The organism is Paraburkholderia bengalensis, from assembly GCF_037126505.1.
GTDB classification, from domain to species: Bacteria; Pseudomonadota; Gammaproteobacteria; order Burkholderiales; family Burkholderiaceae; genus Paraburkholderia; species Paraburkholderia bengalensis.
Genome location: NZ_JACFYJ010000032.1, coordinates 1 through 15,506, shown reverse-complemented (window position 1 = coordinate 15,506; position 15,506 = coordinate 1). Strand labels below are relative to the sequence as shown.

The following is a 15,506-nucleotide window of genomic DNA, read 5'->3' as shown; positions in this document are numbered from 1 at the left end:
CGCCGCGTAGGCGCTATGGCGGATGCCCGCGCAAACGGCAAGCACAAAACAAAAACGCCCGCGCCGCCAAGGCGCCACGCGGATACCAGCACAAGAAATTTCGGCATTCGTAATAAGAACTTCTTGTGAATGTCACGGCTCCGTCATGCGGCGATGGCGCAATGCGGGTACTGCAACTCGACGCGCGAGCCATGGACAACAACACGTCCGCGACTTCCCTCTTCCGCCAGACTAGCCCGAGCGTCGATTCCGTCGCTTTCGGCCCCCGATCCTCCTCAGCCGGCCTGCCGCCGATCCCGCATCTGCCCGTCTCGCCTTCTCCCGAAAGCCATCACGACGACGATCACGATGACACACACCGTTACCGCACGATCTGGCTTTCCGACATTCACCTCGGCTCGGGTGGCTGCCAGGCGAACTACCTGCTCGACTTCCTGCGCCATAACGAGTCGGAATACCTGTACCTCGTCGGCGACATCATCGACGGCTGGCAGCTGAAGAAAGGCTGGTACTGGCCGCAGGGGCACAACGACGTCGTGCAGAAGATCCTGCGCAAGGCGCGCAAGGGCACCCAGGTCGTCTACATCCCCGGAAATCACGACGAGGGCGCGCGCCAGTTCTGCGATCTCGCGTTCGGCGACATCCACGTGCGCGGCGAAGCGTTCCACACGACGCTCTTGGGCAAGCGCCTGTGGATCGTGCACGGCGACCTGTTCGACGGCGTGATCCAGCACGCAAAGTGGCTCGCCTATCTCGGCGACACGCTGTACACGATGATTCTCGTGCTCAACCGCTGGTTCAACCGCATCCGCAGCAAGCTCGGCTTTCAGTACTGGTCGCTGTCGCAGTACCTGAAGCATCAGGTGAAGAACGCCGTCAACTTCATCTCCGCGTTCGAGACCGTAATGACGGACGAAGCGCGCCGCCGCGGCTGCGACGGCGTCGTGTGCGGGCACATCCATAAAGCCGAAATCCGCGAGATCGACGGCGTGCTCTATTGCAACGACGGCGACTGGGTCGAGAGTCTGTCGGCACTCGTCGAGACGTATGAAGGCGAACTGAAGGTCGTCTACTGGACCGTGATGCGCTCGCCGCAGGCGAACGCACAAAAGGCCCGGGCGACGGCCTGAACGCACACACACCACTACGAGAGGGCCATTCGTATGAAGATCATGATCGTCACCGATGCATGGGAACCGCAGGTCAACGGCGTCGTGCGCACGCTGAAGAACACGACGCGCGAACTGGCGGCGCTCGGCCACAAGGTCGAACTGCTGACGCCGCTAGAGTTCAAGACGATTCCGTGCCCGACGTACCCTGAGATTCGTCTGTCGCTGATGCCCAAGCGCCATCTGCGCAAGCGCATCGACGAGTTCCAGCCGGACGCGCTGCACATCGCGACGGAAGGCCCGCTTGGACTGGCCGCGCGCGCGTATGCGATCGAGCACAAGCTGCCGTTCACGACTGCGTATCACACGCGCTTTCCGGAGTACGTGCAGGCACGCTTCGGCATTCCGCTCGCGTGGACTTACCGCTTTCTGCACTGGTTCCACAAAGCGTCGCTGGCTGTGATGGCGCCGACGCCCGTCGTCAAGTCGGACCTCGAAAAGTTCGGCTTCACGAACGTCGTGCTGTGGACGCGCGGCGTCGATCTCGAGATCTTCCGGCAGATGGAATCGAAGGTCCTCAACACCGCGCGGCCGATTTTTCTGTATGTTGGACGCGTTGCCGTCGAGAAGAACGTCGAAGCGTTTCTCAAGCTCGATCTGCCCGGCTCGAAGTGGGTTTGCGGAGAGGGCCCGGCGCTTGCCGAACTGAAGTCGCGCTATCCCGCCGCCAACTACCTGGGCGTGCTGACGCAGGCCGAGCTTGCGAAGGTCTACGCGGCTGCCGATGTCTTCGTGTTCCCGAGCAAGACCGACACGTTCGGCCTCGTGCTGCTCGAAGCGCTCGCTTGCGGCACGCCCGTCGCCGCGTACCCGGTGACGGGCCCGATCGACGTGCTCGGCGACGGCGGCGCGGGCGCGATGCACGACGACCTGCGCGAAGCGTGCCTGCAGGCGCTGAAAATCGATCGCAATCATGCGCGAGCGTGGGCCGAGCGTTTCTCGTGGACGGCCGCCTCCGAGCAGTTCGCCGCACATCTGAAGCCCCTGCCGCGCTCCAGTTATCGCGAGGAACGCGCCGCCGTCTGATTCGCCGCCCGCGCGAGCGCGCACTCAATTCTCGCCACGCCCATGCAAACGAGACAATCGAACGCATTGCGCACGCCGCAGGAATCGCGGCGCGAGGCCGCCACCCTCGCGCCGGACGCCGATCCGAATGTCGAACCGTTCGACGACCTGCACGACACGCATGACGACGGCGCGCCGCGAGCGCGTTATGCTGGACGGTCCAGACCTGCTCCCACATCCTTCTCCGCCATGTCATCCACGACGCGCGCGACGGCGCGCCAAGGCTCCGCGCCTGCCGAAGAGGACACCCTGATTGACGCACACGAGCGCTCGCAAGCCGACGCGAGCGCGGCGCCATCCGAGCGCCCTGAGCCCCTGGGTCCCGACGATCCCCTCGCGCCGCTGCCGTTTAACCCGTACAAGGGCAATCGCGGCGTGACGCGCGCGTGGCACGCGATGAAAAACTCATTGGCGGGATTTCGCGTTGCGATTCGTGAAGAGAGCGCGTTTCGGCAGGAGTTGACGCTCGCCGCGATTCTTGTACCGTGCGGGCTTCTCGTGCCCGTCGAGCCTGTGTCGCGCGTGTTGCTGCTTGGGTCCGTGTTTCTCGTGCTGATCGTCGAGTTGCTCAATTCGAGCGTCGAGGCGGCGATCGACCGGATTTCGCTTGAGCGGCACGAGTTGTCGCGGCGCGCAAAGGATCTCGGCAGTGCTGCCGTGATGGTCGCGCTGTTTATCTGTGTGATGACCTGGGCGTTGCTGGTGGGGCCGCTCGTTGTGCGGTGGGTTCGGGGTTTGATGTAGGTTTTGGTTGTAGGTTTTTGCTTGCCTCCGCGATAGCGCCTTCGTGGCGCGGGCGATGCCGGTGTGTGTTTGCCTTTTGCGCGGGCATCCGCTTTTTGTCTCTGGTTTGTTGGCGTTGCCCTGTGCGGGGCGGCACCCGCGCCGCGAACGCGCAACGCGGATGCCCGCGCAAAGGGCAAACACACCGGCTGCGCCTGCACCGCGAAGGCCCAACGCGGATCCGCGCGCCACGAAGGGCAATCAGCCGCCCCGAACGGTCGGTTTATAATCGTCCGATAGTCTCAAAAACAGGCACGAGCAGACGACATGGAAGCCAAACCTCCCCGCCGCACGCGCGAACGGATTCTCGAACTATCGTTGAAGCTCTTCAACGAGATCGGCGAGCCGAACGTCACGACGACGACGATCGCCGAGGAAATGGAAATCAGTCCGGGCAACCTGTACTACCACTTCCGTAACAAAGACGACATCATCAACAGCATCTTCAGCCAGTTCGAGCAGGAGATCGAGAAGCGTCTGCGTTTTCCGGACGATCATCGCGCGACCATCGACGAAATGTGGTCGTATCTGCAGTACATGGTCGACTTCACCTGGCGCTACCGTTTCCTGTATCGCGACCTGAACGACCTGCTCGCGCGCAATCGCACGCTCGAAACACACTTCAAGCAGATCATCAGCCACAAAGTGCGCTTTGCCAGCCAGTTCTGCGAGCAACTCGTCGCCGATGGCGAAATGGTCGCGACGCCCGACGAGATCAAGGTGATCGCCACCAACATCGGCGTCATCGCGACGTACTGGCTCTCCTACCAGTTCGTGATGAATCCGCGCAAGTACAACGAGCAGGAAACGATTCGCGCCGAACTGCATCAGGTGAGCGTGCAGATCGTCTCGCTGATGGCGCCCTATCTGCGCGGCCGCTCGCGCGAGCTGTTCGACGATCTGGTGTCGGGCAAGCATCCGCAGCGCGAGTTCTACGACTTTCTGCCGCCGCGCGAACCTCGCAACGAACAGAAGGACAGCTGAAGATGAAGGCGGTATGTGTGTATTGCGGATCGTCCGATGGCGCGAAGCCGCTCTATCGTGAAGCGGCAAAGTCATTCGGACGCGCGCTCGTCGCCGCGAACCTGTCGCTCGTATACGGCGGCGGCAAGGTCGGCCTGATGGGCGTGATCGCCGACGAAGTGATGGCGGCAGGCGGCCGCGCGATCGGCGTGATTCCGGAGTTGCTGGTCAACAAGGAAGTCGGCCACGACGGCCTGTCGGAGCTGCACGTGGTGCCCGACATGCACCATCGCAAGAAGATGATGGCCGATCTCGCCGATGCGTTCGTCGCGCTGCCAGGCGGCGCGGGCACGCTCGAAGAACTGTTCGAAGTCTTTACGTGGGCGCAGCTCGGCTATCACCGCAAGGCCGTCGCGGTGCTGAACATCGACGGCTTCTACGATCCCCTCATTTCGATGCTCGAACACACGGTGCAGGAAGGCTTCATGCGCCAGACCTACTTCGACATCCTGCAGATCGACAGTGACCCCGCGGCGCTGATCGCGAAGCTACGGCGCTACCAGCCGCCCGTCGCCGACAAATGGGCTGACCGGCGCGAGCGCGTGTAGCGCACGCTTGTGAGCCGCATCCACGCTTCGCAGCGAGAGGCAGACATGACGAAAGTGGTTCTCATCACGGGCGCGAGCCGCGGCATTGGCCGCGCGACGGCGCGCCTGCTCGGCGCGCGCGGCTGGTCGGTGGGCCTCAACTACGCGTCCAACGAAGGCGCCGCGAAAGAAGCCGCCGCCGAAGTCGGACGCGCGGGCGGCCACGCGCGCGTCATTGCGGGCGACGTCGCGGACGAAGCGCAGGTGATCGACGTGCTCGATGCGCTCGAGCACGCTTCGGCCGCATCGACACGCTCGTCAACAACGCGGGCATCGTCGCGCCGTCGATGCCGCTCGCCGACATGGACGCCGCGCGCCTCAAACGCATGTTCGACGTCAACGTGTACGGCGCGTATCTGTGCGCGCGCGAGGCGGCGCGGCGCATGTCGAAGGATCGCGGCGGACGTGGCGGCGCGATCGTGAACGTGTCGTCGGCGGCGGCGCGCCTGGGCTCACCGAACGAATACGTCGACTATGCGGGCTCGAAAGGCGCCGTCGACACGATGACGATCGGCCTCGCGAAAGAACTCGGCCCGCAAGGCATCCGCGTGAACGCGGTGCGCCCGGGCCTGATCGACACCGAGATCCATGCAAGCGGCGGCCGCCCCGACCGCGCGGCGGTGCTCGGCGCGCAGACGCCGCTCGGCCGCCCCGGCACCGCCGACGAAGTCGCCGAAGCAATCGTCTGGCTGTTGACCGACGCGTCGTCGTACGTGAATGGCGCGCTGCTCGACGTTAGCGCCGGCCGCTGACCTCTCTTGCTCCGCTGCAAACCAGCCGCCAGGCCGGCGGCAGTGCTGCCGCCAGTGCGCCTTGCACGCCGCTCGGCGCGAACGACGGGTAAGCCGCGAAGCAATCGGCTAGAACGACGACCCAGGTTGGCGCAAGAACGCGATTTCTTCGTCGCTGGACGCGCGGCCGAGCAGCGCATTGCGATGTGGAAAGCGCCCGAACCGCTCGACGATGGCCGCATGCCGCACGGCCGAGCGCTCATACGAAGGATCGAGCCCTAGCGGCGTGAGCAGCGTGTAAAGACGCACGCCTTCGCGCTGGCCTTCGATAGTTTCGTCATGTTCGAACGGGATATAGGCGAATGCCCGGTGATACACCGTCGGCAGCAGCACGTCGCTGCCGTCCGCGACCATGCACCGCGCGATGCGCAACGCCTGCGCGTCGCCGTCGTACATGCGCGCCGTGCGCCGCCGGCAGTTACGCGTGAGCTGGTCGAGCACGATCACGAGCGCGAGCGAACCGAGCGGCGTCGCGAGCCACGCGTCGAGCTCATGCGCGAGCGCCGCGTCGATCAGCGCGCCGAAGCGCTCGCGCAGCATGGCGTCAAACGCGTCGTTGCGCTTGAACCAGCGCTTGTGGTCGCGGCCGAATTCGTCCGAACCGGGTGCGCCGAACCATCCGTCGAGCACGTCGCGTGCTCGCGCGTCGAGCGCCGCGTAATCCGCCTGCGACGAATACGCCGGCGCGACGCCTCGCTCGCTCATGCAAGCTCCAGCACGAGGCGCCGCGTACGCGCGCTTTTCTTTTCGAGCTTCGCGACGCGCAGCACTCCGATTTCCTGCGTGTTGCGCACGTGCGTGCCGCCGCACGGCTGCAGATCGACGCCGTCGATGCGCAGCAGCGCACGCGGCCAAGGCCCATCGGCGGCTTGACGCTCATCGTGCGGACCAGTTCGGGGCGCGTGGCCATTTCGTCGTCGGTGATCCACTGCGTCGCGACGCCATGCGCGCCGCCGACGAGTTCCGCGAGCCGCGCTTCGACCTGCGCGCGCTCGATCGGCTCGACGGTGGCGAAGTCGAGCCGCGCGTAGTCGGCCGTGATACTGCAGCCGTCGACGGGATACGGCAACACCGCGCACATCAGATGACTCGCCGTGTGCAGGCGCATGTGCCGATAGCGCCGCCCCCAGTCGATCTGCGCCGTGACTTTCTGGCCGACGACGAGCTGCGCGAGCAGCGCTTCCTGGCCGGGCGCGGGAATGTGAACGGCGTCGTCGGGGGTCGCGCCTTCGAATTTCGCCTTACGGGTGTCGGCGATCTCGATGCGCGTGGCGTCGGCAAGCGTCAGTGCGCCCATGTCCCCCGCCTGGCCGCCGCCAAGCGGATAGAACACGGTCTGGTCGAGATGGATGCCCTGCTCGTCGATGGCGGTGATCGCTGCGTCGCAGTGGGTCAGATAGGCGTCGTCGCGGAACAGCGCGCGCGTCGTCATGGGGAGTCTCCTGTCATTCGTCGTGCCAGCGGACATTATGCCGATCCCGCCGATGCCCGCCGCGTTCAGATCGGCTCACGCCCGGCAGAACTGTACTGGGCGCTTCAGCACGACGCTTTCACACGACTTGACGAGCCACGACGCTCAACCGGGATGATTGCGCATCCAGTCGGCCGTATCGAAGAACGAATGCAGCAGGCGTTCGCGCAGCGGCTCGGGCAGGCCGACATCTTCCATCGCCCACGCCATGCAGCGCAGCCACTGATCGCGCTCGACCGACGCGATCTGAAACGGCAGATGCCGCGCGCGCAGTCGCGGATGGCCAAACCGGCTGATGTAGTGATCGGGACCGCCGAGCCAGCCGCACAGGAACCAGAACAGCTTGTCGCGCGAGCCGTCCAGCGTGGCGGGATGCAGCTTGCGGATGCTCGCAAAGTCGGCTTCGAGGTCCATCAGGTCGTAGAAACGGTCGACGAGTTCGCGCACGCGCGCCTCGCCGCCTACGAGTTCGAAGGCCGTCGGTTGCGACGGTGCTTCGTCAATCGGATCAGTCATACGGGCAACGACACAGTCAAAGGGATTTCAGGGCGGCGCGCCTGGTGCGGCAGCGCAATCACGCGTCGCGCAGCGATTGCAGCGCGGGCCGCATCAGCACGTGGCGCAAGCTCAGCCAGCCGCCGACGGCCGCGCACGCGACGCCCGCCGCCACGCCCGCCGGAATCAGCCACGGGTTGAAGTCGATCGAAAAATCGAACACGCGCGACGCGAGCACGAAGCCGATCACCTGCGAGCCAACGGCGGCCATCAGGCCCGCCAGCGCGCCGACCGCGACGAACTCCGCAACCTGCACCGCCCGCACCTGCCGGTGCGAGGCGCCGAGCGCGCGCAGCAGCGCGGATTCTCGCATACGCTCGTCGCGCGTGCCCGCGAGCGCGGCGTACAGCACCAGCACGCCCGCGATCAGCGTGAACGCGAACAGGAACTGCACGGCGCCGATCACCTGGTCGATCACGCGCTGCACCTGCGCGAGAATCGGCGCGGTATCGATGGCCGTCAGGTTCGGATACTGGCCGATCAGCCCGTCGATCACCGTGCGCCGCTCGGGCGGCACGTGGAAGCTGGTGATGAAGGTCGCCGGATAGTCCTGCAGCGCGGCAGGCGGCATCACGACGAAAAAATTGACCTTGAACGAGCCCCAGTCGAGCTTGCGGATGCTGGTGACGGGCGCATCGACGGTGAGGCCCGTGACGTCGAAGCGCATCGTGTCGCCGACCTTCACCTTCAGCAGCTTCGCGAGCCCCTGCTCGATCGAGATCTGCGGCTTCGTCGCGCCGCCGTACCAGTCGCCCGACACGATGCGGTTGTCATCGGGCAGCTGCGTCGTGTACGACAGGTTGAACTCGCGATCGACCAGCCGCCGCGCATCCTCGCTCTTGAACTCGTCGGGATTGACGGGCTTGCCGTTGATCGCCGTCAGCCGGCCGCGCACCATCGGCGCGAGCTCGATGCCGGGAAAACCGTGCGCGCCCAGATACTGCGTGACGAGATCGCGCTGGTCGGGCTGGATGTCGATGATGAACTCGTTGGGCGCGTCGGGCGGCGTCGAGCGGTGCCAGCCTTCGATCAGGTCGTTGCGCGTCATTGCGATCAACAGCAGGCACATGAGGCCGATGGCGAGCGCGGTGATCTGCAGCGCGCTCGCATTCGCGCGGCGCTCCAGCGACGCCAGCGCATAGCGCCAGCCGATGCCCACCGCGAGGCGCTCGCTGCGCACGATGCGCGCGGAACTCCACAGCGCGAGCCGCGCGAGCAGCGCGAACAGCAGCAGCCCGCCCGCGAATCCGCCCGCGACGATGCCGCCGATCTTCAGCTCACCCGCCGCGAGAATCAGCAGGCCCGCGAACAGCGCGACGCCGAGCGCGTACGCCGCCCACGCGGTGCGCCCCTCGTCGCCCCACTCGCGGCGCAGCACGCGCACGGGCGGCACGTGCGTGAGAGGCAACAGCGGCGGCAGCGCGAAGCCGATCAGCAGCACGAGACCTGCCGCGATGCCTTCGAGCGCCGGCCAGACGCTCGGATAAGGCAGATTCACGTCGATCAGGCTGCCGAGCCACCAGAACAGCGCCAGGTGACCGCCGAAACCGAGCACCACGCCCGCCGCGCCGCCGAGCAGACCGAGTCCCGCGAATTCGAACACAAACAGCGCTCGCAAGGTCCGCTGGCTCGCGCCGAGACAGCGCATCGCCGCGCAACTGTCCAGATGCCGCCGCATGTAGCGATGCGCCGCCATCGCGATCGCCACCGCCGCGAGCAGCGCCGTCAGCAGCGACACGAGCGTCAGAAAGTGGCTCGCGCGGTCGAGCGTCTGACGGACCTGCGGCTGGCCGTCCTGCAGCGACTCCAGCGCATAGCCGCGCATCTTGCCGTTGTCGACGCGCTCGTGCGCCCATTTCGCGAATGCAGCGACCGACGCGTCGCTGCCGGACACCAGCAGCCGGTACGTCACGCGGCTGCCGTAGCCGACGAGTCCCGTCGACGCCAGCTCGTCGGCACGCATCATCAGGCGCGGCGAGAAATTGACGAACGCGAAACCGCGATCCAGCTCGCGCGTGATCAGCGCGCCGATCGTGAAATCGCGCCCGCCCACTTTGACCTTGTCGCCGATGCGCGCCTTCAGCGCGTCGAGCATCTGTTGATCGACCCACACGTCGCCGGGCGGCGGGATGCCGCGCACCTCGCGCTCGGGCCCGCCCGGCGCGAGCGCGATTTTCAGCGCGCCGCGCAGCGGGTAGCCCGCCGACACGGCCTTCACGGCGGCCAGACGCGAAACCGGCTGTGATCCAGGCTGTGACCCAGTCTGTGCAGCCACCGAGTTCACCATGCTCGGGAAGATAGCTGTCGTCGCCGTGTCGAGGCCGAGCGCGTGCGCCTTGTCGGCGAATTGCGGATCGACGGAATGATCGGCGCGCACGATGAAGTCAGCGGCAATCATCTGCCGCGCATCGCGCTCGAGCCCCTGGTGCAGGCGGTCGGCGAGAAAGCCGACGCTCGACAGCGCGGCGACGGCCAGTACGAGCGCGAGCAGCAGCATCGTCAGCTCGCCCGCGCGCCAGTCGCGCGCGGTCATGCGCAGCGACTGTTGCAGCAGATGACCGAGCGACAGCCGGTGCGCGGACGCGCGCCGCTCATGAGGAGAATGCGGAGGTCCGGAACGAAGCTCGGGCAAAGCCTCGGTAGTGACGCGCTCGGCTTCGCTCAATCGTGTCGGCTCCGGGCGAGTCGCGACACCATGTGCGTCGCCATGCCGCGAAAGCCGCCCTGCACGCCGCGCCACAGGCGCGGCAGCGCCCAGCTCGCGAGCACCAGAAAGCCGACCAGCAGCACGAGGAACAGCACGGGGACGAACAGCGCGAGCAACAGCCCGCCGAATACGAGCCCGTCTTCCGCCGACGACGTGACGACGTTCGACACCGGCTCCGGCGACAGATTGATCAGCGCGCGCGTGCCCGCCTTGGTCAGATGCGAGGCGCCCGCGAGCGTGCCGCCAGCCAGCGCGGCGATCGTCATCAGCGCCGGGTCGGCGTGGCCCAGCGCGCCGACGGCGAGCACAGCGCCCGCCGGAATACGGATGAACGTGTGGACCGCGTCCCAGAGCGAATCGAAGGCGGGGATTTTATCGGCGAGAAATTCAGCGATGGTCAGCACGGCCGCCGCGCCGATCACCCACGGCGACTGCAGCACGGACAGCGTATCGGGGAGATGGATGAAACCGGCGCGTCCGAAGACGCCCGCAATCAGCACAGTCAGATAGAGACGCAAGCCGCTGCCCCACGAGAGGCCCGCCGCAAGCGAAAGAGGTTCAAGCATGGCTGCCTCCGAGGCACGCGTCGCGTGCCGTCAGTTCCGGCGGCTCAAGCCATGGAACGGTGGGAAGCGCCAGAGGCTCCGCCCGCCGAAGCCGCCGGACCCGCGCATCAAGGCCGCGCGGAGCAATTTCAAGGGGATTTCCGTCTCATTATAGCCACGTCAATTCGCCGGCCGCATAACGGGGCGGCCGTTTTGTGCATGTTTGTGGCGAGATTACGGCAGTTTTCCGATGATGCGGGCGGTCAACGCCGCCCGCATCGCACGCCTTCGCGGGCCTCAGTGCCCGGACGACAGCTTGAGCCCGATCAGCCCGAAAACGATCAGCACCGCACTGCCGACGCGCGCGGCCGTCACCGCCTCACCCATCATCACGATGCCAAAAATGAACGCGCCAACCGCGCCGATGCCCGTCCAGACGGCGTAGGCCGTGCCGAGCGGCAACTGGCGCATCGCCATTGCCAGCAGCACAAAACTGCCGAGCGCCGTCACGACCGTGAACACCGACGGCCAGAAACGGGTGAAACCATCGGAATTCTTAAGACCCGCGGCCCATGCCACTTCCAGCAAGCCAGCGACAAAGAGAAGAATCCAGGACACAAGACGTACTCCCATTGGATGATGGGGCCGTCCCCGTTGATAGCGGATGCAGCAGGGTCGTCCCTGCTGCCACCATTATATCAAGATAGGCCGAAAATCAGGTCGGCGTTATAAGTCAAACGATATGAAGCGACGCGCTGCCGCACCGTGCGCGCAGCGTCACACGACGCCGACCAGCCGGTAACCGACGCCCGTCTCCGTGACGATATGCTCGGGCTGAGCGGGATCACGCTCGAGCTTTTGCCGCAAATGCGCCATGTAGATGCGCAGATAGTGATGGCTTTCGACGTGCGACGGCCCCCACACGTCGCGCAGCAGTTGCCGGTGCGTGAGCACGCGGCCGGCGTGGCGCACGAGCGTCGCGAGCAGCCGGTATTCGAGCGGCGTCAGATGCACGGCTTCGCCGTCGCGCGTCACCTGGCGCAACGCGAGGTCGACGCTCACGCCGCCGAAGTGCACCTGCGGCGTCTCGTTCGAGCCAGCCTGATTGCGCCGCCGCATATGCGCGCGAATCCGGGCAAGCAGCTCGGACACGCCGAATGGCTTGGTCAGGTAGTCGTCGGCGCCGGCGTCGAGCGCGGCCACTTTCTCGCTTTCCTGCGTACGCGCCGACAGCACGATCACGGGCAACTCGCTCCAGCCGCGCAGCTCGCGGATCACATCGAGCCCGTCGGTGTCCGGCAGGCCGAGATCGACGATCACCAGATCGGGCTTGCGCGTCGCCGCTTCGATCAGCCCTTGTTTGCCCGTCTGCGCGTCGTACACGACGATGCCCTCGCCTTCCAGCGAAGCGCGCACGAAACGGCGAATCTGTTGTTCGTCTTCGATCAGTACGACAGTGATGCTCAGCTCGCTCATGAGTGGGTGTTCGGATGCGTGTCGGCTTGTTGTGGGTAAGGCGCGCCCGCGCCCGGCGCCGTTGCTGCATGGGGGGCATCGGAGGCGGCATGCAGCGCCGCGGATGGCGCGCCGTCGTCGAGAGCATCGTCTGGCTCTTCGCCGATGCCGTCCGGCACGGGCGGCGGCGGCTCGACGGGCAGCGTGAACCAGAAGCGCGCGCCTTCGATGCGCCCGTCGGCGGCAACGCGGTTGGCCGCGCCAATTTTACCGCCATGCGCCTCGGCAATCGCCCGGCAGATCGCGAGCCCGAGGCCGATGCCGGGCTTCGCCGATTCCTTCTCGCCGCGCGTGAACTTCTCGAAGATGCGCGCTTCCATGCCGGCCGGCAGGCCCGGCCCGACATCGTCGACGCATACGCGCACCAACGGCTTGCCGTTGTCGTCGATGCGCTGCGCGCTGATCGTCAACGGCGTATCGGGCGGCACGTATTTCGCCGCGTTCTCGAACAGGTTCGCGAACAGGCGCTCCAGCAGCACGGCGTCGAGCTGCAGCAGCGGCAGATCGGCGGGCAGCGACACCTGCACGGGATGCCGCGCGAGCGTGCGCCGGCAGTCGCGCAGCGCCGACCCGACGGTTTCCTCCAGCAGCGACCACTGACGGTTCAGCTTCAGGCTGCCTGCCTGCAGACGCGCCATGTCGAGCAGATTCGTGACGATGCCCGTCATGCGCAGCGCTTCTTCATGGATCGCATCGACGAGTTCGCCTTGCGCGGCGTCGCGCGTATCGCGGTTCTGTTCGGCCAGCATCGACGAAAAGCCGACGATCGCCGTGAGCGGCGTGCGCAGGTCGTGCGAAATCGCTGACAGCAGCGAGTTGCGCAGCCGCTCCGACTCCATGCTGACGAGTGCATCGCGCGCGATATCGACGTAGTGCACGCGCTCCAGCGCCAGCGCGATCTGCGCCGCGAACGCCTCGAGCATGCGCTGCTGCTCGGGCACGTCGAGTTCGCGCTCGTCCTGCATGACGACGGCGAGCACGCCGCGCGTGCGCATCGGCGCGCGCAGCGGCAGATACAGCGCTTTCGCGGCGGGCAGCGTATCGGTGCCGTGGCCCGCCGGCTTCTGCTGATCGTAGACCCATTGGCCGACATCGACGTCGAGCGACGCGGCATCGAGCATGATGTTCTCATCGGGATCATCGATCTTCTGCTTCACCTGGTCCATGCTGTCGGGCAGCAGCACCGCGACGCGCGCGCGGAACACCTCGCTCACGTGCCGGCTGCCGATACCGACGATCTGCTCGGTGGTCAGCGCCGCGGCGAGTTCGCGCGCCATCGCGTACATCGCGCCCGTGCGCTGCTCGCGCCGCCGCGCGACGCTCGCCTCGCGCCGCAGGCTCGACGTCGATGCCGATCACGAGCGACGTCAGCAGCATGCCGAAGAACGTCAGCAGATATTGCGTGTCCGTCACCGAGAACGACATGCGCGGCGGCACGAAGAAGAAATCGAACGCCGCGACGGACAGGAACGACAGCAGCACGCCCGGCCCGCGCCCGAGCTTCATGGCCGTGAAGACCACGCCGAGCAGGTACAGCATCACGAGATTGGCGAGATCGATGCGGTCGATCAGCTGGTTCGCGATTAGCGTGACGCCCGCGCAGATTGCGACTGCCCATGCGTAGCTGCGCGGCGGCGAACGACGGTCGCGTCCGGCGCTCAGCGCTTCGCGCCAGGCACGCGCGTCGTCGCTCACGCGCCGCTCGCGCGTCGTGCCCGCCTCGTCGCCGCTCGCGCGGATCAGCGTGAGATCGAGATCGCTTGCGCGTTGCGCGAGCCGCTCGCCGAACGGGCGGCGCAGCCACCGCGCGAAACCCGTCGCCGCCGAGCCGCCCGCGACCAGCTTCGACACGTTGCGCACGCGCGCGTAGCCGATCAGCGTCGCGACGGCATCCGCGCCTGCGAGCGTGGCGGTTTCCGCGCCGAGTTCGGCGGCGAGCTTGAGGGCATCGAGCGTGCGTTCGCGGCGCGCGTCGGACAGGCGCTGCAGCTTCGGCGTTTCGACATAGACGGCGATCCAGTCGGCTTTCAGGCTCGCCGCGAGACGCGCCGCCGCGCGCACCAGCAGCGGCGCCTCGGGACCGGGACCGACGCACACCAGCAGCCGCTCGCGCGCCTGCCAGATGCGTTGAATGGAACGGTCGGCGCGATACTCGCGCATCTGCGCATCGACGCGGTCGGCGGTGCGGCGCAGCGCCAGTTCGCGCAGCGCGATCAGGTTGCCTTTGCGAAAGAAGTTGCGCACCGCGCGCTCGGCCTGCTGCGGCATGTAGACCTTGCCGTCGCGCATGCGGTCGAGCAATTCTTCGGCGGGCAGATCGACGAGCGTCACTTCGTCGGCGCGATCGAACACGCGGTCGGGCACCGTCTCCCACACGCGGATGCCCGTGATCTGGCCGACCACGTCATTGAGGCTTTCGAGGTGCTGGACGTTGACGGTCGTGTAGACGTCGATGCCTGCGTCGAGCAGTTCGTAGACGTCCTGCCAGCGCTTGGCGTGCCGCGCGCCCTGCACGTTGGAGTGCGCGAGTTCGTCGACGAGGATCAGTTGCGGCTTACGTTCGAGCGCCTTGTCGAGGTCGAACTCGGCGAGGAGCCGGTTGCGATATTCGATGCGCGCGGGCGGCAGGACGTCGAGACCTTCGAGCAGCGCGGCTGTTTCGGCGCGGCCGTGCGTTTCGGCGATGCCGACGACGACGTCGATGCCTTCTTCCTTGCGGCGCCGGGCTGCTTGCAGCATCGCATAGGTCTTGCCCACGCCCGCTGATGCGCCGAAGAAAATCTTGAGCTTGCCGCGCTGGCGTTTTTCTTCTTCTCGTTGGAGTTTGTCGAGGAGCTCGTCGGGGTCGGGGCGGGACATAGTCTTTTCATGCACTTTCGTGCAGGCTTTTTCATGCACTTTCGTGCGGGTATGGTGACATGTTTCGATGTTTGTCGTATCGGGCGGTAGCGCCTACGCGGCGCGGGCGTTGCCGGTGTGTGTTTGTCCTTTGCGCGGGCATCCGCGTTGTGCCTTCGTGGCGCAGGTGTTGACGGTGTGTGTTGCCTCTGCACGGGCATCCGCGTTGCGCCTTCGCGGCGCGGGCGTTCCCGGCGTGGGTTGCCCTTTGCGCGGGCATCCGCGAGGCGCCTACGCGGCGCGGGCGTTGCCCCTGTGCGGGGCGGCACCTACTTTTCTTTGCAGCGGCAAAGAAAAGCAGGCAAAAGAAAGCCGCTCACACCGAGCCGCTTGACACTTACCCACGGGCCCTCAACGTCCCCATACTTCTTTCGTTCGCGCTTCGCTCAATGTGCGC

Annotated in this window: 11 protein-coding genes and 3 pseudogenes; 6 read left to right on the top strand and 8 right to left on the bottom strand. The window is 66.3% G+C overall.

Annotation, left to right across the window (positions count from 1 at the left end):
- Positions 1-191: 191 nt before the first annotated feature.
- From H3V53_RS19725 to H3V53_RS19700, 6 genes and pseudogenes are all read left to right on the top strand, one after another.
- The gene (locus tag H3V53_RS19725) at positions 192-1,130 is read left to right on the top strand and encodes a UDP-2,3-diacylglucosamine diphosphatase (protein ID WP_336599437.1); all 939 of its coding nucleotides are present in this window, start codon (positions 192-194) and stop codon (positions 1,128-1,130) included.
- Between the two features lie 33 nt (positions 1,131-1,163).
- The gene (locus H3V53_RS19720) at positions 1,164-2,195 is read left to right on the top strand and encodes a glycosyltransferase family 4 protein (protein WP_336599397.1); all 1,032 of its coding nucleotides are present in this window, start codon (positions 1,164-1,166) and stop codon (positions 2,193-2,195) included.
- A gap of 42 nt (positions 2,196-2,237) precedes the next feature.
- Positions 2,238-2,978 (top strand): diacylglycerol kinase, encoded by a 741-nt coding sequence (locus tag H3V53_RS19715; RefSeq protein ID WP_336599396.1) that lies wholly within the window; start codon positions 2,238-2,240, stop codon positions 2,976-2,978.
- 306 nt (positions 2,979-3,284) lie between these two features.
- The gene (locus tag H3V53_RS19710; RefSeq protein ID WP_054919832.1) at positions 3,285-4,001 is read left to right on the top strand and encodes a TetR/AcrR family transcriptional regulator; all 717 of its coding nucleotides are present in this window, start codon (positions 3,285-3,287) and stop codon (positions 3,999-4,001) included.
- Positions 4,002-4,003: 2 nt separating this feature from the next.
- On the top strand, positions 4,004-4,588 hold the full coding sequence (locus H3V53_RS19705) for an LOG family protein (RefSeq protein WP_336599395.1): 585 nt from the start codon (positions 4,004-4,006) through the stop codon (positions 4,586-4,588).
- Positions 4,589-4,633: 45 nt separating this feature from the next.
- Positions 4,634-5,379: pseudogene (locus H3V53_RS19700) on the top strand (SDR family oxidoreductase).
- Between the two features lie 108 nt (positions 5,380-5,487).
- On the opposite strand, the gene H3V53_RS19695 reads toward H3V53_RS19700, so the two are convergent.
- The 8 genes and pseudogenes from H3V53_RS19695 to H3V53_RS19660 form a co-directional block, all read right to left on the bottom strand.
- A complete protein-coding gene (locus H3V53_RS19695) occupies positions 5,488-6,123 on the bottom strand; it encodes a DUF924 family protein (protein WP_336599394.1) in 636 nt (211 codons plus the stop codon).
- A pseudogene (locus tag H3V53_RS19690) lies at positions 6,120-6,850 on the bottom strand (alanyl-tRNA editing protein). Before H3V53_RS19690 ends, H3V53_RS19695 begins: the two are co-directional and overlap by 4 nt.
- Before the next feature lie 144 nt (positions 6,851-6,994).
- Complete coding sequence (locus H3V53_RS19685; RefSeq protein ID WP_336599393.1) at positions 6,995-7,405, bottom strand: group II truncated hemoglobin; 411 nt, start codon at positions 7,403-7,405, stop codon at positions 6,995-6,997.
- A gap of 58 nt (positions 7,406-7,463) precedes the next feature.
- Positions 7,464-9,977, bottom strand: coding sequence for an ABC transporter permease (locus H3V53_RS19680; RefSeq protein ID WP_336599436.1), 2,514 nt, complete (start codon positions 9,975-9,977; stop codon positions 7,464-7,466).
- A gap of 128 nt (positions 9,978-10,105) precedes the next feature.
- The gene (locus H3V53_RS19675) at positions 10,106-10,717 is read right to left on the bottom strand and encodes a DUF4126 family protein (RefSeq protein ID WP_054927071.1); all 612 of its coding nucleotides are present in this window, start codon (positions 10,715-10,717) and stop codon (positions 10,106-10,108) included.
- A gap of 276 nt (positions 10,718-10,993) precedes the next feature.
- The gene (gene sugE / locus H3V53_RS19670) at positions 10,994-11,314 is read right to left on the bottom strand and encodes a quaternary ammonium compound efflux SMR transporter SugE (RefSeq protein WP_336599392.1); all 321 of its coding nucleotides are present in this window, start codon (positions 11,312-11,314) and stop codon (positions 10,994-10,996) included.
- 159 nt (positions 11,315-11,473) lie between these two features.
- Complete coding sequence (gene kdpE / locus H3V53_RS19665; RefSeq protein ID WP_336599391.1) at positions 11,474-12,172, bottom strand: two-component system response regulator KdpE; 699 nt, start codon at positions 12,170-12,172, stop codon at positions 11,474-11,476.
- A pseudogene (locus tag H3V53_RS19660) lies at positions 12,169-15,070 on the bottom strand (DUF4118 domain-containing protein). The gene kdpE and the pseudogene H3V53_RS19660 overlap by 4 nt, the downstream one beginning before the upstream one ends.
- Between the last annotated feature and the right edge of the window lie 436 nt (positions 15,071-15,506).